At 68.7% G+C, this 22,079-nt stretch carries 23 protein-coding genes; 4 read left to right on the top strand and 19 right to left on the bottom strand.

What is annotated here, in order from left to right; translation table 11 throughout:
- The first annotated feature begins 47 nt into the window (after nucleotides 1-47).
- The gene (locus HCU73_RS07155) at nucleotides 48-1,658 is read left to right on the top strand and encodes a peptide chain release factor 3 (RefSeq protein ID WP_168622743.1); all 1,611 of its coding nucleotides are present in this window, start codon (nucleotides 48-50) and stop codon (nucleotides 1,656-1,658) included.
- 3 nt (nucleotides 1,659-1,661) lie between these two features.
- On the opposite strand, the gene HCU73_RS07150 is transcribed toward HCU73_RS07155, so the two are convergent.
- Nucleotides 1,662-2,726, bottom strand: coding sequence for a type I restriction endonuclease (locus tag HCU73_RS07150; protein ID WP_168622742.1), 1,065 nt, complete (start codon nucleotides 2,724-2,726; stop codon nucleotides 1,662-1,664).
- A 69-nt stretch (nucleotides 2,727-2,795) separates the two neighbouring features.
- On the opposite strand from HCU73_RS07150, the gene HCU73_RS07145 reads away from it, so the two are divergent.
- From HCU73_RS07145 to HCU73_RS07135, 3 genes are all read left to right on the top strand, one after another.
- Nucleotides 2,796-3,410, top strand: a complete 615-nt coding sequence (locus tag HCU73_RS07145) for a hypothetical protein (RefSeq protein WP_168622741.1) — start codon at nucleotides 2,796-2,798, stop codon at nucleotides 3,408-3,410.
- A 36-nt stretch (nucleotides 3,411-3,446) separates the two neighbouring features.
- Entirely contained in the window at nucleotides 3,447-3,929 is a 483-nt protein-coding gene (locus HCU73_RS07140) for a hypothetical protein (RefSeq protein ID WP_168622740.1), read from the top strand.
- 145 nt (nucleotides 3,930-4,074) lie between these two features.
- Nucleotides 4,075-5,721 (top strand): DEAD/DEAH box helicase, encoded by a 1,647-nt coding sequence (locus HCU73_RS07135; RefSeq protein ID WP_168622739.1) that lies wholly within the window; start codon nucleotides 4,075-4,077, stop codon nucleotides 5,719-5,721.
- 18 nt (nucleotides 5,722-5,739) lie between these two features.
- On the opposite strand, the gene HCU73_RS07130 is transcribed toward HCU73_RS07135, so the two are convergent.
- The 18 genes from HCU73_RS07130 to HCU73_RS07045 all read right to left on the bottom strand — a co-directional run bounded on the left by HCU73_RS07130 (nucleotide 5,740) and on the right by HCU73_RS07045 (nucleotide 22,074).
- Nucleotides 5,740-7,416, bottom strand: a complete 1,677-nt coding sequence (locus HCU73_RS07130) for a ribonuclease J (protein ID WP_168622738.1) — start codon at nucleotides 7,414-7,416, stop codon at nucleotides 5,740-5,742.
- Nucleotides 7,413-8,192, bottom strand: coding sequence for a type III pantothenate kinase (locus HCU73_RS07125; protein WP_168622737.1), 780 nt, complete (start codon nucleotides 8,190-8,192; stop codon nucleotides 7,413-7,415). Before HCU73_RS07125 ends, HCU73_RS07130 begins: the two co-directional genes overlap by 4 nt.
- A gap of 17 nt (nucleotides 8,193-8,209) precedes the next feature.
- Nucleotides 8,210-8,968, bottom strand: coding sequence for a biotin--[acetyl-CoA-carboxylase] ligase (locus HCU73_RS07120; RefSeq protein WP_168622736.1), 759 nt, complete (start codon nucleotides 8,966-8,968; stop codon nucleotides 8,210-8,212).
- Nucleotides 8,958-10,406 (bottom strand): NADH-quinone oxidoreductase subunit NuoN, encoded by a 1,449-nt coding sequence (gene nuoN / locus HCU73_RS07115; protein ID WP_168622735.1) that lies wholly within the window; start codon nucleotides 10,404-10,406, stop codon nucleotides 8,958-8,960. The genes HCU73_RS07120 and nuoN overlap by 11 nt, the downstream gene beginning before the upstream one ends.
- 9 nt (nucleotides 10,407-10,415) lie before the next feature.
- Nucleotides 10,416-11,960, bottom strand: a complete 1,545-nt coding sequence (locus HCU73_RS07110; RefSeq protein ID WP_168622734.1) for an NADH-quinone oxidoreductase subunit M — start codon at nucleotides 11,958-11,960, stop codon at nucleotides 10,416-10,418.
- 10 nt (nucleotides 11,961-11,970) lie between these two features.
- On the bottom strand, nucleotides 11,971-14,148 hold the full coding sequence (nuoL, locus tag HCU73_RS07105) for an NADH-quinone oxidoreductase subunit L (RefSeq protein ID WP_168622733.1): 2,178 nt from the start codon (nucleotides 14,146-14,148) through the stop codon (nucleotides 11,971-11,973).
- Between the two features lie 132 nt (nucleotides 14,149-14,280).
- Complete coding sequence (locus tag HCU73_RS07100) at nucleotides 14,281-14,790, bottom strand: hypothetical protein (protein WP_168622732.1); 510 nt, start codon at nucleotides 14,788-14,790, stop codon at nucleotides 14,281-14,283.
- A gap of 5 nt (nucleotides 14,791-14,795) precedes the next feature.
- Complete coding sequence (gene nuoK / locus HCU73_RS07095) at nucleotides 14,796-15,104, bottom strand: NADH-quinone oxidoreductase subunit NuoK (RefSeq protein ID WP_168622731.1); 309 nt, start codon at nucleotides 15,102-15,104, stop codon at nucleotides 14,796-14,798.
- A 3-nt stretch (nucleotides 15,105-15,107) separates the two neighbouring features.
- On the bottom strand, nucleotides 15,108-15,581 hold the full coding sequence (locus tag HCU73_RS07090) for a hypothetical protein (RefSeq protein ID WP_168622730.1): 474 nt from the start codon (nucleotides 15,579-15,581) through the stop codon (nucleotides 15,108-15,110).
- A 91-nt stretch (nucleotides 15,582-15,672) separates the two neighbouring features.
- Nucleotides 15,673-16,281 carry an NADH-quinone oxidoreductase subunit J gene (locus HCU73_RS07085; protein WP_168623245.1) on the bottom strand — a complete coding sequence of 203 codons (609 nt, stop codon included), beginning with the start codon at nucleotides 16,279-16,281 and terminating at the stop codon, nucleotides 15,673-15,675.
- Nucleotides 16,282-16,288: 7 nt separating this feature from the next.
- The gene (locus HCU73_RS07080) at nucleotides 16,289-16,705 is read right to left on the bottom strand and encodes a carboxymuconolactone decarboxylase family protein (protein WP_168622729.1); all 417 of its coding nucleotides are present in this window, start codon (nucleotides 16,703-16,705) and stop codon (nucleotides 16,289-16,291) included.
- On the bottom strand, nucleotides 16,702-17,196 hold the full coding sequence (gene nuoI / locus HCU73_RS07075) for an NADH-quinone oxidoreductase subunit NuoI (protein ID WP_168622728.1): 495 nt from the start codon (nucleotides 17,194-17,196) through the stop codon (nucleotides 16,702-16,704). Before nuoI ends, HCU73_RS07080 begins: the two co-directional genes overlap by 4 nt.
- 3 nt (nucleotides 17,197-17,199) lie before the next feature.
- Nucleotides 17,200-18,237: an NADH-quinone oxidoreductase subunit NuoH gene (gene nuoH / locus HCU73_RS07070; RefSeq protein WP_168622727.1), complete on the bottom strand. Its 1,038-nt coding sequence runs from the start codon at nucleotides 18,235-18,237 to the stop codon at nucleotides 17,200-17,202.
- 10 nt (nucleotides 18,238-18,247) lie between these two features.
- Entirely contained in the window at nucleotides 18,248-18,652 is a 405-nt protein-coding gene (locus HCU73_RS07065; RefSeq protein ID WP_168622726.1) for a hypothetical protein, read from the bottom strand.
- A gap of 5 nt (nucleotides 18,653-18,657) precedes the next feature.
- A complete protein-coding gene (gene nuoG, locus HCU73_RS07060; protein ID WP_168622725.1) occupies nucleotides 18,658-20,679 on the bottom strand; it encodes an NADH-quinone oxidoreductase subunit NuoG in 2,022 nt (673 codons plus the stop codon).
- 85 nt (nucleotides 20,680-20,764) lie between these two features.
- Entirely contained in the window at nucleotides 20,765-21,199 is a 435-nt protein-coding gene (locus HCU73_RS07055; protein ID WP_168622724.1) for a DUF5333 domain-containing protein, read from the bottom strand.
- A gap of 124 nt (nucleotides 21,200-21,323) precedes the next feature.
- On the bottom strand, nucleotides 21,324-21,578 hold the full coding sequence (locus tag HCU73_RS07050; protein WP_168622723.1) for a hypothetical protein: 255 nt from the start codon (nucleotides 21,576-21,578) through the stop codon (nucleotides 21,324-21,326).
- 154 nt (nucleotides 21,579-21,732) lie between these two features.
- Nucleotides 21,733-22,074: a hypothetical protein gene (locus HCU73_RS07045; protein ID WP_168622722.1), complete on the bottom strand. Its 342-nt coding sequence runs from the start codon at nucleotides 22,072-22,074 to the stop codon at nucleotides 21,733-21,735.
- Nucleotides 22,075-22,079 lie beyond the last annotated feature (5 nt).

Here is a 22,079-nt window from a genome sequence, read left to right as displayed (position 1 = left end):
CGACGCCGCGATTGCCCCGGCCCCCGGCCTCGCCTATATCCGCGCCCATGCTGGACACCGCGCCCAAGAACCGCCCCGCCCTGCCGCCCGAGATCGCCCGTCGGCGGACATTCGCGATCATCTCGCACCCCGACGCGGGCAAGACGACGCTGACCGAGAAATTCCTGCTGTTCGGCGGCGCAATCCAGATGGCCGGACAGGTCCGCGCCAAGGGCGAGGCGCGGCGCACCCGGTCGGACTTCATGCAGATGGAGAAGGACCGGGGCATCTCGGTCTCGGCCTCGGCCATGTCCTTCGACTACAAGGCGTGGCGCTTCAACCTCGTCGACACGCCCGGCCACTCGGATTTCTCCGAGGACACCTACCGCACCCTCACCGCGGTCGATGCCGCGATCATGGTGATCGACGGGGCCAAGGGCGTGGAAAGCCAGACCCGAAAGCTGTTCGAGGTCTGCCGCCTCCGCGACCTGCCCATCTTGACCTTCTGCAACAAGATGGACCGCGAAGGCCGCGATACCTTCGAGATCATTGACGAAATCCAGCAGAACCTCGCCATCGACGTGACGCCGGCCAGCTGGCCCATCGGCATGGGCCGCGACTTCGTGGGCTGCTACGACATCCTGCACGACCGGCTGGAGCTGATGGACCGCGCCGACCGCAACCGGGTGGCGGAATCGATCAAGATCGCGGGCCTCGACGACCCGAAACTGGCCCAGCACGTCCCCGCCGACCTGCTCGCGCAGCTACGCGAGGAGCTGGAGATGGCGCGCGAGCTGCTGCCGGCCTTCGACCGCGCGGCCTTCCTCGAAGGCTCGATGACGCCGATCTGGTTCGGCTCCGCCATCAACTCCTTCGGGGTGAAGGAGCTGATGGACGGCATCGCCGAATACGGCCCCGGCCCGCAGGTGCAGCCCGCCGAGCCGCGGCAGGTCGCCCCCGAGGAGGACCGCGTCGCGGGCTTCGTGTTCAAGGTGCAGGCCAACATGGACCCCAAGCACCGCGACCGGGTGGCCTTCGTCCGCCTCGCCTCGGGGCATTTCCAGCGGGGTATGAAGCTGACCCATGTCCGTTCGAAAAAACCCATGGCGATCAGCAATCCCGTTCTGTTTCTTGCCTCCGACCGGGAGCTGGCCGAGGAGGCCTGGGCCGGCGACATCATCGGCATCCCGAACCACGGGCAGCTGCGCATCGGCGACGCCCTGACCGAGGGCGAGGGGCTGCGCTTCACCGGCATCCCGTCCTTCGCGCCCGAGTTGCTGCAGACCTGCCGCGCGGGCGACCCGATGAAGGCCAAGCACCTCGACAAGGCGCTGATGCAGTTCGCCGAGGAAGGCGCGGCCAAGGTGTTCAAGCCGATGATCGGCTCGGGCTTCGTCGTCGGCGTCGTCGGCGCGCTGCAGTTCGAGGTGCTGGCGAGCCGGATCGAGCTGGAATACGGCCTGCCCGTCCGCTTCGAGTCGTCCCAGTTCACCTCGGCCCGCTGGGTCCACGGGCCCAAGGAGGCGGTGGAGAAGTTCAGCCAGGCGAACAAGCAGCACATGGCCGCCGACAACGACGGCGACCCGGTCTACCTGACGCGCCTGCAGTGGGACATCGACCGCGTCGCGCGCGACTACCCGGACATCCGGCTGTCGGCGACGAAGGAATTGATGGTGTGACCCTCAGCGGTAGTGCGCGGCCGTCGCCTCGAGTTCCTTGCTGAGCTTGTAGATTTCGCCCAAGGACTCGACCGGCACACGCGTCTCCTCCTTGTCGGGTGAGAACACCCCGATCGCCTTTGCCTTCTTGGCATTGAAGTAGAAGCGACAGAGCGGCTTGCGATTGTTGTCGTCGATGAAGACGCTGCAATAACTCTTGGCGTCCCGCATCGTGACGCGTTCGATAGGAATCTCCTTTGCCGCGATGGCCCGAACGATGAAGAACGCTTGCGTCTCCTCGTCGGTAGTGACGATTCCACCTTCGGCCTGCTGCTGATCTTCAACCGCGGCTGTCTCCGGTGCCGCGGGCCGTTTGTCGGTCGTGAATGCAATATTCAGGCGATCCTGAATGCGATCTCTGATCACCTCGTCAAGCGCCGACTGAATGGCCGGCCTAAGCTGATCAACCACCGCTTTCGTGAGCATTCCTTCGTGGATGTGGCGCCCGATGAAGCGCACGAAATCGTCCGTGGGCGCTTCGATCTGCTTCGTCAGGAACGCGGCAGCCGCCTTGACATATTTTAGGCTGGATGCGGCTTCCAAGACCCGTTCGACATCGAACCCGGACTTCTGGAACCTCGAGAGATGCTCGACTTGCTCGTCGTCGAAGGATTGCAGGTCGAACACGAAGAACGGCTTCTTGTCCATTCGGTTGCGGTCGTCGGTGTCGGAGAAGAACCAGATTTCACGGCCATTGGTGAGAATGGCGAGCCGTGCATTCGTCACCGAGAAGTACCGATAGAGCTGGGAATACTGCGCAGTTCCGAGGGAGGATGAGATCGGCTTGACCTCCACGAGAATGGCGATCTCACCATTGATCTTGAGGGCGTAGTCGACCTTTTCCCCTTTCTTCGTGCCGACGTCGGCCACGAACTCCGGGACAACTTCGGTCAGCGAAAAAACGTCGAACCCTAATGCCTGCAGGAGAGGCATGACCACCGACGTCTTTGTTGCCTCTTCTGTCATCGCATGCTCTGAGGCGTGCTTTGACCGGATTGCCAGTTCCTTTACCCTGTCCCGAAAATCCATTCTTCTCTCACCACCAATTACGGAACATCAGGTTGCGCGAAGAACATTGATATCACAAGAGGTTCCCTCATGACCCTTCAGAACCGCGTCCTGCCCACGGGCGAGATCGTGGCGGACGCGGCCTATCGCGGCACCCTCATGGGCAACCGTGGCATTCTGCATGACGAGCACCAGCGCCTCGGCACCGCGCGGTGGAAGCTCCGGGGCTGGGTGTGCTGCGCGCTGTCCTTCAAGGGGCGCAAACGGGTGCCGATGAGCCCGGGGCGCTACACCGAGCTGTTCTTCCTCGACGAGGCGGTGGCGCTGGCGGCCGGGCACCGGCCCTGCGCGGAGTGCCGGCGGGCCGATTACGAGCGGTTCCGCGCGGCCTGGGCCGGGGCGACGGGCGCCCTGCCCCGCGCGCCCGAGATGGACGCGGCGCTGCACCCGGCGCGGGTGACGCGGACGCGGGCGCAGGTGCGGCACGAGGCCGAGGCGGCGGCGCTGCCGGACGGGGCCTTCGTGCTCTGGCAGGGCGCGGCGCACCTGGTGACGGGCGACGCGATCCGGCCCTTCGGCGTCACGGGCTACGGCGCGCCCCGGCCCCGGCCCATGGGCGCGGCGACGGTGCTGACCCCGCGGCCGAGCCTTGCCGTGCTGGCCGCGGGCTACCGGCCGGCGCTGCACCCGACCGCCACGGCTTAACCGTGCGTTAACCGCTGCAGGGGCAGACTGCCCGTCATGGTCCTTCGGCACGCCCTCGCGCTCGCCCTCCTGCTCCTCCCGGCCCTGCCGGCCGCGGCGCAGGGGGGCGGCGCGTTGCAGGTGACGGAAACCGGCGTCTCCGGCGTCTACACCGCGCAGGTCCGCGTGTCGGCGCATCCGCATCACGTGATCATGGGCCATGTCCTGATCGTCACCCGCGACGGCGAGACGGTCCGCGCGCTGGTGCTCAGGCACCGGGACGACGGGGTGCACCGGCTGAGCTATGCCGAGGCCTGGGCCGGCGGCACACGCCTGCCCTTCCGCCGCGAGGCGGGGCTGGGCTGCACCCACGGGCATTGCCGCGACCGGGCGCTGGGGATGGTCTACCTGTCCGCCGCGCTGTTCGACCGGGCCGTGGTCGCGGGGCTGGCCTTCCGGCTGGTCGAGCGCTCGGGCACGCTCGACATCGCGGCGCCCGCCTCGCTGTTCCGCGACGCGACGGCGCGCGCTGCGCGCTGACCGCCGCGTTTGACGCGGGGCCGCTTTTCGCCTATGTGCCACGCAATCCCGCGATCCGCGCGGGGGCCCCGATCCGCGGAGCGCGCCGGACGACATGCGCTCCAGACATCATCCGCCGGGACCGTCCCGGCCAGACTGGACGCACATGACGAGCTTTTCCGACCTCAACCTTAACCCCAAGGTTCTGAAAGCCGTAGTCGAAGCCGGCTACGAAACCCCCACCCCGATCCAGGCCGGCGCCATCCCCCCCGCGCTCGAAGGGCGCGACGTGCTGGGCATCGCCCAGACCGGCACCGGCAAGACGGCGAGCTTCACCCTGCCGATGATCACGCAGCTGGCGCGCGGCCGGGCCCGGGCGCGGATGCCGCGGAGCCTGGTGCTCTGCCCGACGCGGGAACTGGCGGCGCAGGTGGCCGAGAACTTCGACACCTACGCCAAGCACGTGAAGCTGACCAAGGCGCTGCTGATCGGCGGCGTCAGCTTCAAGGAACAGGACGTCCTGATCGACAAGGGTGTCGACGTGCTGATCGCGACGCCGGGCCGGCTGCTGGACCATTTCGAGCGCGGCAAGCTGATCCTGAACGACGTCAAGATCATGGTGGTCGACGAGGCCGACCGGATGCTCGACATGGGCTTCATCCCCGATATCGAGCGGATCTTCGGGCTGGTGCCCTTCACGCGCCAGACGCTGTTCTTCTCGGCCACCATGGCGCCCGAGATCGAGCGGATCACCAACACCTTCCTGTCGAACCCCGCCCGGATCGAGGTGGCCCGGCAGGCGACGGCGTCCGAGACGATCGAGCAGCGCCTGCTGCAGTTCAAGCCGACCCGCCGCGACACCAGCGCCGCGGAAAAGCGCGAGATGCTGCGCGCCGCGATCACCGCCGAGGGCGAGCGCTGCACCAACGCGATCATCTTCTGCAACCGCAAGGTCGACGTCGACATCGTCGCCAAGTCGCTGCAGAAGCACGGCTTCAACGCCGAACCGATCCACGGCGACCTCGACCAGTCGCACCGCACCCGCACGCTCGATAGCTTCCGCGAGGGCAAGCTGCGGCTGCTCGTTGCCTCGGACGTGGCCGCCCGCGGCCTCGACATCCCGAGCGTGAGCCACGTGTTCAACTACGACCTGCCGAGCCATGCCGAGGATTACGTCCACCGCATCGGCCGCACCGGCCGGGCGGGCCGGTCGGGCGTCGCGATCTCCATCGCGGTGCCGGCGGACGAGAAGTACCTGACCGCCATCGAAAACCTGATCGCCAAGGAGATCCCGCGCGCCGAGGCGCCGTGGTCGCCGGGCGCGCGGCCCGAGGGCGAGGAGCGCCCCGCCCCGCGCGAGAGCAGCAGCAGCCGCACGCGCCGCAGCCGCGGCGGGCGTGGGCGCCCCGAGGAGGGCGACCGCAAGGCGCCCGAGGAGGCCGCCGCCGCCCCGCGCGCCGAGCCTGAGCGCGAGCGCGAGGCGCCCCGGACCCGCGACCGCGATACCGACCGCCGCCCGCCGCGCGACCGCGACGGCGACCGCCGGGGCCGCGGCCGCGACGGCGACCGCATCGTCGGCATGGGCGATCACCTGCCCGATTTCATCGCGCTGAGCTTCGAGGAACGCCGCGGCGGGCCCGCGGCCTCCGAGGCCGAAACGCCCGAAGTCGAGGACGAGGCGCCCGAGACCGTCGCCGCGGTGGAGACCGTCGAGGCCCCCGTGGCCGAGGACGCGGCCAAGCCGAAGCCGAAGCGCCGCAAGCGCGTGACGAAGAAGGCCGAGGAGGCCACGCCGGAGGACGCCGCGGGCTGACGCCCGCGCGCGCCCTGCTCAGGCCGCCATCAGCCGGGAAATCAGGACCGTCACCTCGGGCTTCTTGCCGATCTCGGTGAGGCAGAGGTTGCGCACGACGCGGCGCACGGCTTCCTCCAGCCGGTCGTCGTCGTTCACGGTCTTGCCGTCGAAACGGGGCATCGCCTCGGCCAGCTCGTCCTCGATCATCTCGGCGAGGTCGGCGCCGTTGCCGGCGGTCTCGGGCAGGCCCCGCAGCGCGACCCAGCTGTCTTCCAGCAGCACGTCGTCCTCGTCGACGATCAGCGCCACCGCGACCAGCCCGTTCAGCGCCAGCTTCATGCGGTCGCGGATCACCCCGTCCAGCGCGCCGACGAAGGCCGCGCCGTCGAGGTAGGTCTTTGACACCTCGATGAATTCCACGATGCGCGGCGCGTTGCCCGACAGCTCCACCATCGAGCCGTTGGCCGCCACGATCCCGGTCATGCCCTTGGACAGCGCCAGCTGCGCATGTTCGCGCAGGTGACGGTATTCGCCGTGGTTGGGGATCAGGATGCGGGGGCGCAGGATGTCGTGCATCGCCTCGAGGTCGGGGCGGTTGGCGTGGCCGGACACGTGGTAGAAGCCGTGGCTGTCGTCGATCACGTCGACACCCTTTTCGGCCAGCGCGTTCTTGATCCGCGCCACCGCGACCTCGTTGCCGGGGATGGTCTTGGAGGAGAACAGGAACATGTCGCCCTCCTTCATCTCCAGCCCCAGGTAGCTGCCCCGCGACAGGGCGGCCGAGGCCGCGCGGCGTTCGCCCTGGCTGCCGGTCACGATCAGCATCAGGTTCTCGCGCGGCACCTCGGACGCCTCCTCGGGGCTGAGGGTGCGGGGAAAGCCCCGCAGCACGCCCGATTCCTCGCCCGCCGTGACCATGCGCTTCATCGCGCGCCCCATCAGGCAGACCGACCGGCCGTTGGCCACCGCGGCCTCGGCCAGCGTCTTGAGCCGCGCGATGTTCGAGGCGAAGGTGGTCGCCACCACCATGCCCTTCGCGCCCGCGACCAGCTCGCCGATCGGGGCCGGCAGCTGGCTTTCCGAGCGGCCCGGCGTGCGGGTGAACACGTTCGTCGAATCGCAGACATAGCCCAGCACGCCGTCCTGCCCGATCTGGGCCCAGAGCTCGGGGTCGAAGGGTTCGCCCACCACCGGGTCGCGGTCGATCTTGAAGTCGCCCGAATGCACGATGCGGCCCGCCGGCGTGTCGATCACCAGCGCGGAGGCCTCGGGGATCGAGTGGCTGACCGGGGCGAATTGCACGGTGAAGGGGCCGGCCTCGACCTTGCCCGGCCAGACCGGGGCGGTCTTGACGTGGTCGGTGGAGTGGCCCGCCTCCTCCATCTTACGGATCGCGTGGAGCGCGGTGAAGGGCCGGCAATGGACCGGCGCGCGCAGTCGGCCCCAGAGGTGGCCGACGGCGCCGACGTGGTCCTCGTGGGCGTGGGTGATGAAGATCGCCTCGATCCGGTCGCGCCGCGCCTCGAGCCATGCCACGTCGGGCAGGATCAGGTCGACGCCGGGCTGGCCGTCCATGTCGGGGAAGGCCACGCCGAGGTCGACCACGATCAGGCGCTCCTGATCGGCGGGGCCGTAGCCGTAGACGTAGCAATTCATCCCGATCTCCCCCGCGCCGCCGAGGGGGAGGTAGATCAGCCGGTTCCGGTCCGTCATAAGGTGCCGTGGTCCTTGTTGTATTGGTGGATGACCGTGAGGCCATGCATGGTCAGGTCGTCCTCGATCCGGTCAAATAGCACGTCGCCCTGCGAGAACAACGAGGCGAGGCCGCCGGTGCCGATGATGCGCATGGGGCGCTCGTGTTCCGCGCGGATGCGCTCGCAGATGCCCCGGACGAGGCCGATGTAGCCCCAGAACACACCCGACTGCATGCACGCAACCGTATTCGTGCCGATCACGCGCTGCGGTTTCGTGACGTCCACATGCGGCAGCGCCGCGGCGGCGCGGTGCAGCGCCTCGAGGCTGAGGTTCACGCCGGGCGCGATGACGCCGCCCACATAGGCGCCGTCATGGGCCACCACGTCGAAGGTGGTGGCGGTGCCGAAGTCGACCACGATCAGGTCGCCGCCGTGGCGGTCGTAGGCGCCCGCGGTGTTGACCAGCCGGTCGGGGCCGACCTGCGTGCCCTCGTCCACCCGCGGCGGATGCGGCAGGAGGCAGTCGGGCCTGCCCACGACCAGCGGCCGGGTGTTGAAGTAGCGGTCGCACAGGACGCGCAGGTTGAACACCACCCGCGGCACGGTGGACGAGATGATCGACTGCGTGATCTGCGCGTCGATCCGGTGGTGCGCCATCAGGGTCGACAGCCAGACGTAGTACTGGTCGGCCGTGCGCTGGTGGTCGGTCGCGGTGCGCAGCGTGCACAGGAACCGTGTCCCGTCCCAGACGCTGAACACGGTGTTGGTGTTGCCGCAGTCGATGCAGAGCAGCATGGGCCATGCCCCCCAGGTCAGAAAAAGATGTCGGCCGCGGCGATGCGCGTGGGCCCTTTCGGTGTTTCCAGCACGAGATGCCCCTCCATGTCCACGTCGCGGAAGATGCCGGTGGTCTCGTCCCGCGCGGTGCGGGCGGTGACAGTGTCCCCCAGCCGGGCGGCATGGGCCAGCCAGGCCGTGCGGATCGGGGCGAAGCCGAGCGTCGTGAACTGCCGCTCGCGGGCGTCGTAGGCAGGCGCGAGGAGGTCGAGGAACGCCTCGGGCGTCACCGTGACGCCGGTTTCGCCCGCGAGGCTGACGGGGGGCACGGCGCCCGGCTCCAGCGTGGCGGGGTCGGGGGCGGCGGCGAGGTTGACGCCGATGCCGATGATGAGGTGGTCCACGCGCCCCCCCTGCCCCATGGATTCGAGCAGGATGCCCGCCAGCTTGCCGCCGTTCAGGAGCACGTCGTTCGGCCATTTGAGGGTGAAGGCCCCGGGCCGGCCGGTGGCGGCGACGCAGGCGTCCCGCAGCGCCAGCGCGGCCACGAAGGACCGGAGCGCGGCCTGCCCCGGCGGGCCATCGGGGCGCAGCACGAGGGAGGCGGCGAAGTTGCCCGGCGGCATGGCCCAGGCCCGGCCGCGGCGGCCGCGGGCGGCGGTCTGCTCCAGCGCGCAGATCCAGGTGGGGCCGGGCAGCCGGGCCGCCTGGCGGGCGGCCTCGGCCATGGTGCTGTCGGTGGTGATCAGGACCTGCCGGGCGGTGCCGGCGGGCCAGCCCGTGTCAGCGGACAAGGGTTTCCGCGGCCTGCGCCGCCATGCCCTCGAGGCCCAGCAGGTTGATCCCCGGCAGCCACGCCAGCGCGATCAGCCCGGCCATGACCATGAGCCCGCCGTATTGCAGCACGCCCATCCGGCCATCCAGCCCTTCGCGGTCGGCCCCGAAATACATCAGGTAGACGATGCGCAGGTAGTAGTAGGCGCCGATGACCGAGGCGATCACGCCCGCGATGGCGAGCCAGGCCATGCCGGCCTCGACCGCGGCCCAGAGCACGGCGTATTTCCCGAAGAAGCCCACCAGCGGCGGCACGCCCGCGAGGCTGAACATCAGCACCAGCAGCGCCAGCGCCTTGGTCCCCTCGCGGCTGGCGAAGGACGACAGCGCGCTGATCTCGGTGACGTGGCGGCCGTCCTTTTCCATGGTCAGGATGAAGGCGAAGGTGCCGATGTTCATGGTGACGTAGATCGCCATGTAGATCAGCATCGCCTGCACGCCCTGCTCGGTGCCCGCGGCGAGGCCCATCAGGGCAAAGCCCATGTGCGAGATCGAGGAATAGGCCATCAGCCGCTTGATGTCGGTCTGGCCGATCGCGGCGATGGCGCCGACGAACATGGACAGGATGGCGAGGAAGGCGACGATCTGCTGCCAGTCGCCGACCGCGCCGCCGAAGGCGTCGTAGACCACGCGGGCGAAGAGCGCCATCGCGGCGACCTTGGGGGCGGTGGCGAAAAGCGCGGTGATCGGCGTGGGCGAGCCTTCGTAGACGTCGGGCGTCCACATGTGGAAGGGCGCGGCCGAGACCTTGAAGGCCAGGCCCGACAGCACGAAGACCAGGCCGAACAGGAGGCCCAGCGGCATCTCGCCCGCCGTCGCGGTCTGGACGATGCCCGAGAACAGCGTGGTGCCGGCATAGCCGTAGGTCAGCGATGCGCCGTAGAGCAAGAGGCCCGAGGACAGCGCGCCGAGGATGAAGTACTTCAGGCCCGCCTCGGTCGAGCGCACGCTGTCGCGGCGGAGCGAGGCGATGACGTAGAGCGCCAGCGACTGCAACTCGAGCCCCATGTAGAGCGCGATCAGGTCACCGGCCGAGACCATCATCATCATGCCGATGGTGGCGAGCGTGACCAGCACCGGGTACTCGAAGCGCAGGAGGTCGGTCCGCTGCATGTAGTCGTGGCTGATGACCAGGATGGCGGCGGCGGACAGCAGGATCGTGACCTTGGCAAAGCGGGCGAAGGCGTCGTCGACGAACATGCCGCCGAAGGCCACGCGGGTGCCCTCGCCGGTGACGGCGATGTAGAAGGCCATCACCGCGAACAGCAGCGCGGTGCCCCAGGTCAGCGCGGGGGCGAGCCCGTCCTTGGTGGTGTAGACGGCCGCCAGAAGGGCGGCCATCGCGAAGAGGGCCAGGATGATCTCGGGGATCAGGATGGTCAGGTCGGCGCCAATCATCGGATCACCTCAGTGGTTCGCGGCGACATGGGTGTCGGGCACGTAGGCCGAGACCGCCACGTCGTATCGGGTGACGAGCGCCTCGACCGAGGGGCCGATCATGTCGGTCACAAGGCTCGGGTAGACGCCCAGGAGGAGGGTCATGACGACCAGCGGCGCGAAGATCGCGCGCTCGCGCCGGTCCATGTCGGTGATGGACTTGAGGCTTTCCTTGATCAGGTCGCCGAACACCACGCGGCGGTAGAGCCACAGCGCGTAGCAGGCCGACAGGATCACGCCGGTCGCGGCCAAGACGCCGACCCACGTGTTGACCTGGAAGACGCCGATCAGCGTCAGGAATTCGCCGACGAAGCCCGAGGTGCCCGGCAGGCCCACGTTCGCCATGGTGAAGAGCATGAAGATCAGCGCGTAGGCCGGCATCCGCACGACGAGGCCGCCGTAGGCGTCGATGTCGCGGGTGTGCATCCGGTCGTAGATCACGCCGACGCAGAGGAAGAGCGCGCCCGAGACAAAGCCGTGGCTGATCATCTGGAAGATCGCGCCATCGACGCCCTGCTGGTTCGCGGCGAAGATGCCCATGGTCACGAAGCCCATGTGGGCGACGGAGGAATAGGCGATCAGCTTCTTCATGTCCTCCTGCACCATCGCCACCAGCGAGGTGTAGATGATGGCGATGACGCTGAGCCACAGCACCAGCGGCGCCATGATGTCGGAGGCGACGGGGAACATCGGCAGGCTGAAGCGCAGGAAGCCATAGCCGCCCATCTTGAGCAGGATCGCGGCCAGCACGACCGAGCCCGCGGTCGGCGCCTGCACGTGCGCGTCGGGGAGCCAGGTGTGGACGGGCCACATCGGCATCTTGACCGCGAAGCTGGCGAAGAAGGCGAGCCAGAGGAGCGTCTGCATGCCGCCCGCGATCTGCCAGCCCATCAGGGACAGCGGGCCTGCGTCGAACTGGTGGCGCAGGAGCGCCTCTATGTCCGAGGTGCCGGCATCGACATACATCGCGATCATCGCCACCAGCATCAGCACCGAGCCGAGGAAGGTGTAGAGGAAGAACTTGAAGGACGCGTAGATCCGGTCCTTGCCGCCCCAGATGCCGATGATCAGGAACATCGGGATCAGGCCGGCCTCGAAGAACAGGTAGAACAGCACGAGGTCGAGGGCCACGAAGACGCCGAGCATCAGCGTTTCCAGCACCAGCATGGCGACCATGTATTCCTTGACCCGGTGCGTCACGCCCCAGCACGACGCGATGGTGATGGGCATGAGGAAGGTGGTCAGCAGCACGAACAGCACGCTGATCCCGTCGACGCCGACCTTGTAGGTCAGGCCGAACAGCCACTCGCTTTCCTCCACCAGCTGGAAGCCGGTGTTGGCGGGGTCGAACTCCACAAGGATCGCGAGCGAGATCAGGAAGGTCGCGGTGGTGGCGGCCAGCGCCAGGCGCTTGGCGTTCAGCTGCGCGGCCGCGTCGTCGCCGCGCAGGAACACGGCGAGGATGATCGCGGCGACCAGCGGCAGGAAGGTGACGATGGAGAGAAGGTTGTCCATGGGTCGTCTCTCAGCCTCCGACGCTCAGGGTGACCCAGGTGACGAGGACGACGATCCCCAGCACCATGGCGAAGGCATAGGTGAAGATGTAACCGGACTGCGCCCGGCCCGCGAGGCGGGTGAAGAAGGGGATGATCCCCATGGCGAGCCCGTTGATGCCGCCGTCGATGACGGCGCCGTCGCCGCCCTTCCACAGGAAGCGGCCGAGCCAGCGGGCGGGGCGCACGAACAGGAAGTCGTAGGCCTCGTCGAAGTACCACTTGTTCAGCAGGAACAGGTAGAGCGGGCGCTGCGCCTGCGCGAGCCGCTTGGGCAGGGACGGGTTCACGATGTAGAACCAGTACGCCGTGACGAAGCCCAGCAGCATCGCGAAGAACGGGCTCCACTTGACCCATTTCGGGACCTCGTGGGCGTCGTTCAGGATGGTGTTGCCGGGGGCGGCGTGGATCGCGCCCTCGCCCGGCGCGCCGGTGAACACGTAGTGGGCGTAGCCGCCGCCGTGGTCGTCGGCGGCCGCCTCGGCGGCGTGGGCATCGGCGGCAGGCGCAGCCGCATGGGCGTCGGCGGCCGGGGCTGCGGCGTGGGCGTCGGCCGCGCCATGCGCCTCGTCGGCCGCGCCATGCGCGCCCTCTTCGGCATGGCCCTCGACGGCGTAGGGCACGCCGAAGAAGCGGGCGACCGTGTCGGTGTGGCCGAAGAAGGAGTTGTACCACACCACGCCCGAGAACACCGCGCCCACGGCCAGCACGCCAAGCGGCGCGAGCATGGTCCAGGGGGACTCGTGCGCGTGGTCGTGGGTGTGCTTGTTGCCCCGCGGCGTGCCGAAGAAGGTCAGGAACATCAGCCGCCAGGAGTAGAAGCTGGTGAACACCGCCGCCACGATCAGCGCCCAGAAGGCATACTGCCCGAGGTCGCCGCCGAAGGCGTAGGCGGATTCAACGACCGCGTCCTTGGAGAAGAACCCGGCAAAGCCGAAATAGGTGGTCGGGATGCCGACGCCGGTGATCGCCAGCGTGCCGATCATCATGGCGGCGAAGGTGTAGGGGATCTTTTTCCGCAGGCCGCCGTAGTTCCGCATGTCCTGCTCGTGGTGCATCGCGTGGATGACCGAGCCCGCGCCGAGGAACAGCATCGCCTTGAAGAAGGCGTGGGTGAACAGGTGGAACATCGCCACCGAGTAGACGCCCACGCCCGCGGCGACGAACATGTAGCCCAGCTGCGAGCAGGTCGAATAGGCGATGACGCGCTTGATGTCGTTCTGCACGAGGCCGACCGTGGCGGCGAAGAAGGCCGTGGCGGCGCCGAGCACGATGATGAAGTTCGTGGCGAAGGGCGCGTATTCCATCAGCGGCGACATGCGGCAGACCAGGAACACGCCCGCCGTCACCATGGTGGCGGCGTGGATCAGCGCCGACACCGGCGTCGGGCCCTCCATCGCGTCGGGCAGCCAGGTGTGCAGGATGAGCTGCGCCGACTTGCCCATCGCGCCGATGAACAGGAGCATCGCGATGGTGTTGGCCGCGTTCAGCTCCATGCCCAGGAAGGGAATGGTCATCTCGGCGAACTCGGCGCCCATCGGCAGGATCACGTCGAACTGGATGCTGTCGGCCATCCAGAACAGACCGAAGATGCCGAGCAGGAAGCCGAAGTCGCCGACGCGGTTGACGATGAAGGCCTTCATCGCGGCCGCGCCCGCCGACGGCTTGCGGTAGTAGAAGCCGATCAGGAGGTAGGAGGCGACGCCCACGCCCTCCCAGCCGAAGAACAGCTGCAGCAGGTTGTCCGCCGTCACCAGCATCAGCATCGCGAAGGTGAAGAAGGACAGGTAGGCGAAGAAGCGCGGCCGGTAGCTTTCGCCGTGCTTGAAGTTGTCGTCATGCGCCATGTAGCCGAAGGAATACAGGTGCACGAGCGCCGACACCGTGGTGATCACGATCAGCATGATCGCCGTCAGCCGGTCGATGCGGATCGCCCAGTCGGTGAACAGCGTGCCGCTTTCGATCCAGGTGAACAGGCTGTGGGTGTAGGTCGTCCCGTCGAAGGACAGGAACACCACCCAGGACAGGAGGCAGGACAGGAACAGCAGCGCGGTGGCCGCGACCTGCGCGCCGGTCTCGCCGATCAGCCGCCAGGTGAAGCCCGCGATGATCGCGCCGACCAGCGGGGAGAAGAGGAGGATCGTTTCCATCGGTCGCTCAGCCCTCGATCCGCGCCGCGGTGGCGCCTGCTGCTGCCAGGGTCAGGAACTGCTCCAGTCCGGTCGTCATCTTGTCCCTCCGGGTCTTGGTCCCGTGTGTCTTGTCCTGGGGCATCGGTCGTCTCAGCCCCGGCAGGCGCAGGTCGTGTCGACCCCCGCCCCGTTGATCGACAGCCGTGCCCCCGCCGCCGCCCGCAGCGGCGCGTCGTAGCCTTCGCGCATGGCCCGCGCGGCGATCTCGTCGAAGCCCGGCGCGGGACCCTCGGTGCCCAGCCAGGCGGCGATGCGGTCGATGCCGGTCTCGCGCGGCTCGGTCTCGAGGCTGCGCTGGTCGGGCCCGATCACCAGCATCTGCCCGGCGGCGCAGTCGATCACCAGCAGGTTGGCCTCGAGGTAGCAGGCGTTGCCGTCATAGATGTCCTGCATCAGAAGCCCGCCCGCGGCCGCGGTCACCGACGACAGGCCCACGGCGCGATACTCGTCCAGGACCTGGCTCTGGCTGCAGCCCTCGCCGGCCACGGGCCCCGCCGTCACCTCCAGCGGCACGGGCATGCAGGCCAGCGCCGCCTGGGCGGTCAGCCCCGTGGCGGCGGCGATCCCGGCGCAGAGGAGGAAGGGGCGGGTCCGCGTCATGCCGATCAGCCCCGCATGTTCGAGACGTCTTCCACCGCGATGGTGCCGCGGTTGCGGAAGAAGCACACGAGGATCGCCAGGCCGATCGCGGCCTCGGCCGCGGCGACGGTCAGCACGAACAGGGTGAACACCTGCCCGGTGAGATCCCCGAGGAAGGCCGAGAAGGCGACGAGGTTGATGTTCACCGCCAGCAGCATCAGCTCGATCGACATCAGGATGATGATGACGTTCTTGCGGTTCAGGAAGATGCCGAAGATGCCGATGACGAAGAGCGCCGCGGCGAACGTCAGGTAGTGTTCCAGTCCGATGGTCATGGCCTATCCATTTCCCCAGATCACATCGCAGCCGCAGCTGCCGAATTCGTTCTGCACGCGCCGGACCCCGGCGCCGAGCTGCGCCATCGCCTCGCCGATCTGGCGCATCGTGTAGGGCGCCTCGCCCCGGATCATCTCGTCGTAGGCGGCCTCGAGGCGGGTCACGTCGCCCTCGGGCAGCACGATCAGCAGGTCCTGCCCGGTCGGGCAGTGCTGCAGGACGAAGCGTTCGGGGCCGTAGCCGTCGCCGGTCCCGCCGTAGAGGACCCAAGTGACGAAGCCGTCGCCGGCCGCGGCGGGGAACACCTCCTGCAGGCCGGGGGCGTAGACCCCGTCGACCACCGGCTCAAGGCGGCCGGCGCCCTCGTTCCAGACGCAGGGCGCGGGCGGCGGCAGCGCCGCGGCGCTTCCGGCGACGCAGCAGGCCGCAAGCGCCAAGGCGGCGCGGCTGCGGGTCTGTCCCGTCCGGTCGTTCATCGCGTCCCTCCGCGGCGGCCTGGTGCCCCGCATCGTCGTTCGGTCCGTGCCGCGGTGAGGCCCGCGGTCTCGTGGCGGTTGCGGGCGGGGCCTAGAGGCCCTGCCCCGGTTTCACGTCCTTCAGTTCCAGCGCCTTGGCCGGGTCGCGCATCATTTGGGCGATCACGTCCTGGCGCTTGACGTCCTGGCGGTGGCGCAGCGTCAGCACGATCGCGCCGATCATGGCGACCAGCAGGATCAGGCCGGACAGCTGGAACAGCAAGAAGTAGCGGTCGTAGAGGATGAGGCCGAGCGCCTCGGTGTTGTGCGCCTCGGTCAGCGGCGGGATCGGGTTGCCCAGCCGCGCGTCGATGCCGTCGGAAAACTCCCACGCCCCGAAGGCCAGCGCCAGCTGCATCAGGAGCACGACGCCAATCAGCCCCGCCAGCGGCATGTACTTGGCCATCTCGGCCTTGAGCGAGGCGAAGTCGATGTCGAGCATCATCACCACGAACAGGAACAGCACCGCGACCGCGCCCACGTAGACGATGATCAGCAGCATCGCGACGAATTCCGCGCCAACCAGCACGAACAGGCCCGCCGCCGACAGGAAGGCGAGGATCAGCCAGAGCACCGAGTGCACCGGGTTCTTCGCGGTCACGGTCAGCAGGCCGCCGGTCACCACCGACACGGCAAAGAGGTAGAAGGTGAAATCGGCCATGTTCATCTCAATCCTCCTCGCCCCGGTCGAGCGCCTCGGTCGCCAGTTCCATCGCCTTGTTCATCGCGGGCACGCCGCCGAACAGCGCGGCGAGACCGATGGTCTCGGCCACCTCCTGCTTGGTGGCGCCGGCCTCGACCGCGTGGCGCACGGTCAGGCGGATCTGCGCCTCGGCCACCGCGCCCTGGATCGTCAGGCCGAGGAGCGTGAGCAGGAGCCGCGTCTTGGCATCCAGCCCCTCGGGGTTGAACTGCTTGCCGAAGAAGGCCTCCAGCATCTCGGCGGGCACCGTCGGCCAGAGCTTGTCCATCTGCGCGGGGTTGAAGTTCGCCAGCGCGGGATTGACGGCCTTGACCCAGTCCTGGGCCATGCTCTGGGTCTGGCGCATCAGCGCCTCGAAGGGGTTGGCGGGGGTGTCGGTCATCGGTAGGGCGCGTCCAGCTCGAGGTTGCGGGCGATGGCCGCCTCCCAGCGCGCGCCGTTCTCGAGGAGCTTGTCCTTGTCGTAGTAGAGCTCTTCGCGGGTCTCGGTGGCGAACTCAAAGTTCGGGCCCTCGACGATGGCATCGACCGGGCAGGCCTCCTGGCAGAAGCCGCAGTAGATGCACTTGGTCATGTCGATGTCGTAGCGCGTGGTGCGGCGGCTGCCGTCCTCGCGCGGTTCGGCGTCGATGGTGATGGCCTGCGCGGGGCAGATCGCCTCGCAGAGCTTGCAGGCGATGCAGCGTTCCTCGCCGTTGGGATAGCGGCGCAGCGCGTGTTCGCCGCGGAACCGGGGCGACAGCGGCCCCTTTTCATGCGGGTAGTTCACCGTGACCTTGGGCGAGAAGAAATACTTCAGCCCCAGCCGCATCCCCGCCCAGATATCCCCGAGCAGGAAGTACTTCGTGGCGCGGTTCCAGTCGATCTGAGTCATGGATCAGCCTCCGATGGCCCAGCGGGCATAGGCCCCGCCGAAGAGCTCGAACTTGGCGAAGAAGGCGACCAGCACCACCCAGGCCAGCGAGAAGGGCAGGAACACCTTCCAGCCCAGCCGCATCAGCTGGTCGTAGCGGTAGCGCGGCACGATCGCCTTCACCATCGCGAAGAGGAAGAAGAAGAACGCCATCTTGGCCACCATCCACAACGGGCTGTCGGGGATGAAGGGGATGGGCGACAGCCAGCCGCCGAAGAACAGCAGCGTGATCAGCGCGCACATCAGGAAGATGGCGATGTATTCGCCCGCCATGAACAGCAGGAACGGCGTGGACGAGTATTCGACCTGATAGCCGGCCACGAGTTCGGATTCCGCTTCGGGCAGGTCGAAGGGCGGGCGGTTGGTCTCGGCCAGCGCCGAGATGAAGAACAGGAACACCATCGGCAGGTGCGGCAGCCAGTACCAGCCGAACAGGCCCCAGCCCGTATCCTGCGCCGCGACGATATCGCCGAAGTTGAGCGAGCCGGTCGAGATGATGACGCCGATGATGATGAGGCCGATCGAGACCTCGTAGGAAATCATCTGCGCGGCCGACCGGAGCGAGCCGAGGAACGGGTATTTCGAGTTCGACGCCCAGCCGCCCATGATCACGCCGTAGACCTCGAGCGAGGACATGGCGAAGACGTAGAGGATGGCGACGTTGATGTCGGCCAGCACCCAGGTGTCGTTGAAGGGGATCACGGCCCAGGCGAGGATGGCCAGAACGAAGCTGGTCATCGGCGCCATCAGGAACACCGGCCGGTCGGCGCCGGCGGGGATAACCACCTCTTTCACAACGTATTTCAGGGCGTCGGCGACGGTCTGCAGCAGGCCGAACACGCCCACCACGTTGGGGCCCCGCCGCATCATCACGGCGGCCCAGATCTTGCGGTCGCCGTAGACGAGGAACAGGAGGCTGACCATGACGAAGCCGATCACCAGCAGGCTCTGCGCCGCCATGATCGCCATCAGGCCCAGCGTGGTCGAAAAGAATCCGTCCATGGGTCGTTCCCTAAACCGTCGGTATCCCCTGTTCGGCGCACGCGGCCGCCACGACTTCGGCGTCGAGCGTCTGCAACCCCCGCGGGAGCGCCGGCGAGATGGTGTAAACCGCATCTCCGACCCAAACGCCACCCTGTTCCTGCACGCTTGTGCGGACATGTCGCGCAAAGCCGAAGCCGCGGATGAGGGCGTATTGCGCAGCCGCGCAGCGGGCGTAAGCGGCCACGTCGTCGCGGGTCGCCACGCCGGTCATCCGAACCCGGAAATTCACCAGATCATCGTCGAGAAGCCGGGTTTCCACGCCGTCGTAGGTGGCCGGCGGCATGGAGCCGGGCCGCGGCCCCTCGCCCGCCGTGCAGGACGCAACGGCGAGCAGGCCCGCGAGGGCCGACACGCCTCCCCGGGCCCACGCCATGGCCGTTACTCCGCCGCGATCCTGGTCTCGGCCCGCGCCTTGGCGCGCGCCGACAGATCCGCCATCAGGGCCGAGGCCCGGGTGACGGGGTTGGTCAGGAAATGGTCCGCCACGGCGTAGACGAAGCTCGCCTTGCCCAGCGTGCCCAGCGGCAGGTCGTCGCCCGTGTTCTCGGGCACCTCGTCGATCATGGCGAGGTGCGGCACCGCGGCCACCAGCGCGCGGCGCAGCTCGGCCAGGGTGTTCCAGGGCTGCGGCGCGCCGGCCTCGGCCGAGACCGCGCGCAGGATCGCCCAGTTTTCCTTGGCCTCACCCGGCGGGAAGCCCGCGCGCAGCGCCAGCTGCGGCCGGCCCTCGGTGTTCACGAACAGGCCCTGCTCCTCGGTCCAGGCCGCGCCCGGCAGGATCAGGTCGGCGCGATGCGCGCCGCGGTCGCCGTGGCTGCCCTGGTAGATGACGAAGGGGCCGGCCTCGATGTCGATCTCGTCGGCGCCGAGGTTCCAGATCACGTCGGCGCCCTCGACCGCGGCGGACAGGCCGCCCTCGGTCACGGCGCCCACGTCCATCGCGCCGACGCGGCCCGCAGCGGTGTGAAGGACCAGCAGGCCCGAGCCCGACTGCTCGGCGATCTTCCGGGCATGGGCCAGAACGGCGGCGCCATCGGCCTCGCGCAGCGCGCCCTGCCCCACGATCACCAGGCTGGGCACGCCCTCGGCGGCCGCGTGCGCGGCGTCGATCTGCGCGGCCAGCGCGGCGCGGTCGGTGCCCAGATGCGTGTAGGGGTAGGTCAGGTCGACGGCCTCGCCGATCAGCTTGACCTCGGCGCCGCGGCTCCAGGCCTTGCGGATGCGGGCGTTCAGCACCGGCGCCTCGGCGCGCGGGTTGGTGCCGATCAGCAGGATCGCGCGGGCGGTGTCGATGTCCTCGATCGCGGCGGTGCCGACATAGGCGGCGCGGTTGCCGGCGGGCAGCTTGGCGCCGTCGGTGCGGCATTCCACGTGGCCGCCCCTGGCCTCGACCAGCTGCTTCAGCGCGAAGGCGGCCTCGGTCGGGGCGAGGTCGCCCACGAGGCCCGCGAGCTTCGCCGCGCCCTTGACCTTGGCCCCGGCGAGCGACAGCGCCTCGGCCCAGCTGGCCGGGCGCAACTTGCCGTTCTCGCGGATGTAGGGCCGGTCAAGCCGCTGGCGGCGCAGGCCGTCCCAGACGTAGCGCGACTTGTCCGACAGCCATTCCTCGTTCACGCCGTCATGGTTGCGCGGCAGGATGCGCATGACCTCGCGGCCCTTGGTGTCGATGCGGATGCTGGACCCCAGCGCGTCCATCACGTCGATGGATTCGGTCTTGGTCAGTTCCCAGGGCCGGGCGGTGAAGGCGTAGGGCTTGGACGTCAGCGCGCCGACCGGGCACAGGTCGACGATGTTGCCCTGCAGCTCCGATTCCAGCGTCTGGCCGAGGTAGGAGGTGATCTCGGAATCCTCGCCGCGGCCGGTCTGGCCCATCTCGGGCACGCCCGCGACCTCGGTGATGAAGCGCACGCAGCGCGTGCAGGAGATGCAGCGCGTCATCTCGGTCTTGACCAGCGGGCCGAGGTCGAGGTTGTCGGCGGCGCGCTTGGGCTCGCGGTAGCGGGAGAAGTCGACGCCGTAGGCCATCGCCTGGTCCTGCAGGTCGCATTCGCCGCCCTGGTCGCAGATCGGGCAATCCAGCGGGTGGTTGATGAGCAGGAACTCCATCACCCCCTCGCGGGCCTTCTTGACCATCGGGCTGTTGGTCTTGACCACCGGCGGCGCGCCGTCGGGGCCGGGGCGCAGGTCGCGCACCTGCATCGCGCAGGAGGCGGCGGGCTTGGGCGGGCCGCCCACGACCTCGACCAGGCACATGCGGCAGTTGCCGGCGATCGACAGGCGCTCGTGGTAGCAGAAGCGCGGGATCTCGATGCCGGCGACCTCGCAGGCCTGGATCAGCGTCATCGCGGGATCGACCTCGACCTCACGGCCGTCGATGATGATCTTGCGCAAGTCGCTCATGGGGTGCGGTCCTCTCTCCGGCGCGGGGTCGGCGGGATCGGGTCTGGCCGATCCCCCCCGGGCACGTTCGCGGTTGCCGCCGCTTTTAGCCCCCGCGGAGCAGTCTGCCAATGGGCGAGCCCGCGGCGATTTCGTCGCGCCCCACGCGGCATGCGCCCTCGACGTCATCCTCGGTCATCACGCCGCGTTCGGCGAAGTAGCGGCGGGCGAGCGTGATGTAGCGGTCCTGCTCGGTGTCGTCCTCGACATAGGCCGTGACCTCGGCGCGGCTGTAGCCGAGGCCCATCGCGTGGGTCGCAAGCCCCAGAAGGAAGGCGTTGGCCGCAAGGTCGCGCCGTTCGATCGACGGGCAGGTGCGTTCGATGTGGCGGCCGATGGTGATCGCCAGCAGCCCGTTGTGCAGCCGTTCGTCGGTGCGCAGCGTCTCGAACTGGTCGGCGCGGGCCGCGCCAAGCGTGGTCAACAGGCCGGTGGCCGTCACCAGCACGGAAATCGCCATGATCCTGGCATAGGTCTTCATCGTGAATCTGCCTCTCAGCGTCTGGTCCCGGGGTCAGACATGGGGCCCGCGGCCGCGGTTATTCAATAACGCCCGCCCGCGCGGGGCCCGTGGTCGGCGGGCCGCCGCCGACGCGGGCGCGGGATCACAGGCGCACGCCCCAGAAGGTCACGATCAGCCAGACCAGCCCGGTGACGAAGACGACGGAGAGGATGCCGTAGAAGGCCGCCTCCATCCGTTCGGGGGTGTTCAGCGCCATGGCGACGCCCGAGGCGACCATCGCGCCGACGACGATGCCGAGGATCGAGCCGCCGATGCCCCAGGTGTAGCCGAGGATCATCCCCGTGACACATGCCGCGAGGTAGATGATCGCCAGCCCATACCAATACATGCGTACCATGAACCGCTGCCCTTCTTGCCACACCCCAGTCCGGGCGCCGGTGGCGGCCCGGATCATTTGTTTTGGGGAAGAGTACGGAATCGCGGGCTTTTTCGCAACGCGGGGGTGGCACGCGACCGCGCGCGCTGTGGCAGCTTTGCCGCGCCCCGGCCGCTCAGCGGCGGGCGCAGCTGCCCGAGACGATGGGCTCGCCGGCCTCGGTGCGGGCCACGGCCCAGTCGGCGGTGGCCGGGTCGATCACCCAGTCGACGTCGGAAAAGCCGGTGCGTTCGAGGCAATGGCGCGTCGCCTCGTAGCGGGCGCTCTCGCGGGCCTGCACCAGCGTCGCGCCGGGTGCGACCACGCGGACGGTGAAGTCGCGCCAGGTTTCGCCGGTGGCCAGCCGCGCGTCGAAGGGCAGGCCGACGCCCCGCGGCCCCGGATCGCGCCAGCCGCAGGCCGACAGGGCGGCCACGAGGCCGACCACGAGGGCGAGGCGCAGGATATGGGTCGTCATGGCTG

It is taken from the genome of Roseicyclus persicicus, from assembly GCF_012395815.1.
In the GTDB taxonomy this organism is placed as follows: Bacteria; Pseudomonadota; Alphaproteobacteria; order Rhodobacterales; family Rhodobacteraceae; genus Roseicyclus; species Roseicyclus persicicus.
Note: the sequence above shows the minus strand (reverse complement) of the source record. Positions and strands in the feature narration are given on the sequence as shown.

What these genes read in the sequence shown, in the direction of transcription:
- HCU73_RS07155 (WP_168622743.1), top strand. Translation starts at nt 48, where the DNA reads ATGCTGGACACCGCGCCCAAGAACCGCCCCGCCCTGCCGCCCGAGATC.
- HCU73_RS07150 (WP_168622742.1), bottom strand. Translation starts at nt 2,726, where the DNA reads ATGGATTTTCGGGACAGGGTAAAGGAACTGGCAATCCGGTCAAAGCAC.
- HCU73_RS07145 (WP_168622741.1), top strand. Translation starts at nt 2,796, where the DNA reads ATGACCCTTCAGAACCGCGTCCTGCCCACGGGCGAGATCGTGGCGGAC.
- HCU73_RS07140 (WP_168622740.1), top strand. Translation starts at nt 3,447, where the DNA reads ATGGTCCTTCGGCACGCCCTCGCGCTCGCCCTCCTGCTCCTCCCGGCC.
- HCU73_RS07135 (WP_168622739.1), top strand. Translation starts at nt 4,075, where the DNA reads ATGACGAGCTTTTCCGACCTCAACCTTAACCCCAAGGTTCTGAAAGCC.
- HCU73_RS07130 (WP_168622738.1), bottom strand. Translation starts at nt 7,416, where the DNA reads ATGACGGACCGGAACCGGCTGATCTACCTCCCCCTCGGCGGCGCGGGG.
- HCU73_RS07125 (WP_168622737.1), bottom strand. Translation starts at nt 8,192, where the DNA reads ATGCTGCTCTGCATCGACTGCGGCAACACCAACACCGTGTTCAGCGTC.
- nuoN (WP_168622735.1), bottom strand. Translation starts at nt 10,406, where the DNA reads ATGATTGGCGCCGACCTGACCATCCTGATCCCCGAGATCATCCTGGCC.
- HCU73_RS07110 (WP_168622734.1), bottom strand. Translation starts at nt 11,960, where the DNA reads ATGGACAACCTTCTCTCCATCGTCACCTTCCTGCCGCTGGTCGCCGCG.
- nuoL (WP_168622733.1), bottom strand. Translation starts at nt 14,148, where the DNA reads ATGGAAACGATCCTCCTCTTCTCCCCGCTGGTCGGCGCGATCATCGCG.
- HCU73_RS07100 (WP_168622732.1), bottom strand. Translation starts at nt 14,790, where the DNA reads ATGACGCGGACCCGCCCCTTCCTCCTCTGCGCCGGGATCGCCGCCGCC.
- nuoK (WP_168622731.1), bottom strand. Translation starts at nt 15,104, where the DNA reads ATGACCATCGGACTGGAACACTACCTGACGTTCGCCGCGGCGCTCTTC.
- HCU73_RS07090 (WP_168622730.1), bottom strand. Translation starts at nt 15,581, where the DNA reads ATGAACGACCGGACGGGACAGACCCGCAGCCGCGCCGCCTTGGCGCTT.
- HCU73_RS07085 (WP_168623245.1), bottom strand. Translation starts at nt 16,281, where the DNA reads ATGGCCGATTTCACCTTCTACCTCTTTGCCGTGTCGGTGGTGACCGGC.
- HCU73_RS07080 (WP_168622729.1), bottom strand. Translation starts at nt 16,705, where the DNA reads ATGACCGACACCCCCGCCAACCCCTTCGAGGCGCTGATGCGCCAGACC.
- nuoI (WP_168622728.1), bottom strand. Translation starts at nt 17,196, where the DNA reads ATGACTCAGATCGACTGGAACCGCGCCACGAAGTACTTCCTGCTCGGG.
- nuoH (WP_168622727.1), bottom strand. Translation starts at nt 18,237, where the DNA reads ATGGACGGATTCTTTTCGACCACGCTGGGCCTGATGGCGATCATGGCG.
- HCU73_RS07065 (WP_168622726.1), bottom strand. Translation starts at nt 18,652, where the DNA reads ATGGCGTGGGCCCGGGGAGGCGTGTCGGCCCTCGCGGGCCTGCTCGCC.
- nuoG (WP_168622725.1), bottom strand. Translation starts at nt 20,679, where the DNA reads ATGAGCGACTTGCGCAAGATCATCATCGACGGCCGTGAGGTCGAGGTC.
- HCU73_RS07055 (WP_168622724.1), bottom strand. Translation starts at nt 21,199, where the DNA reads ATGAAGACCTATGCCAGGATCATGGCGATTTCCGTGCTGGTGACGGCC.
- HCU73_RS07050 (WP_168622723.1), bottom strand. Translation starts at nt 21,578, where the DNA reads ATGGTACGCATGTATTGGTATGGGCTGGCGATCATCTACCTCGCGGCA.
- HCU73_RS07045 (WP_168622722.1), bottom strand. Translation starts at nt 22,074, where the DNA reads ATGACGACCCATATCCTGCGCCTCGCCCTCGTGGTCGGCCTCGTGGCC.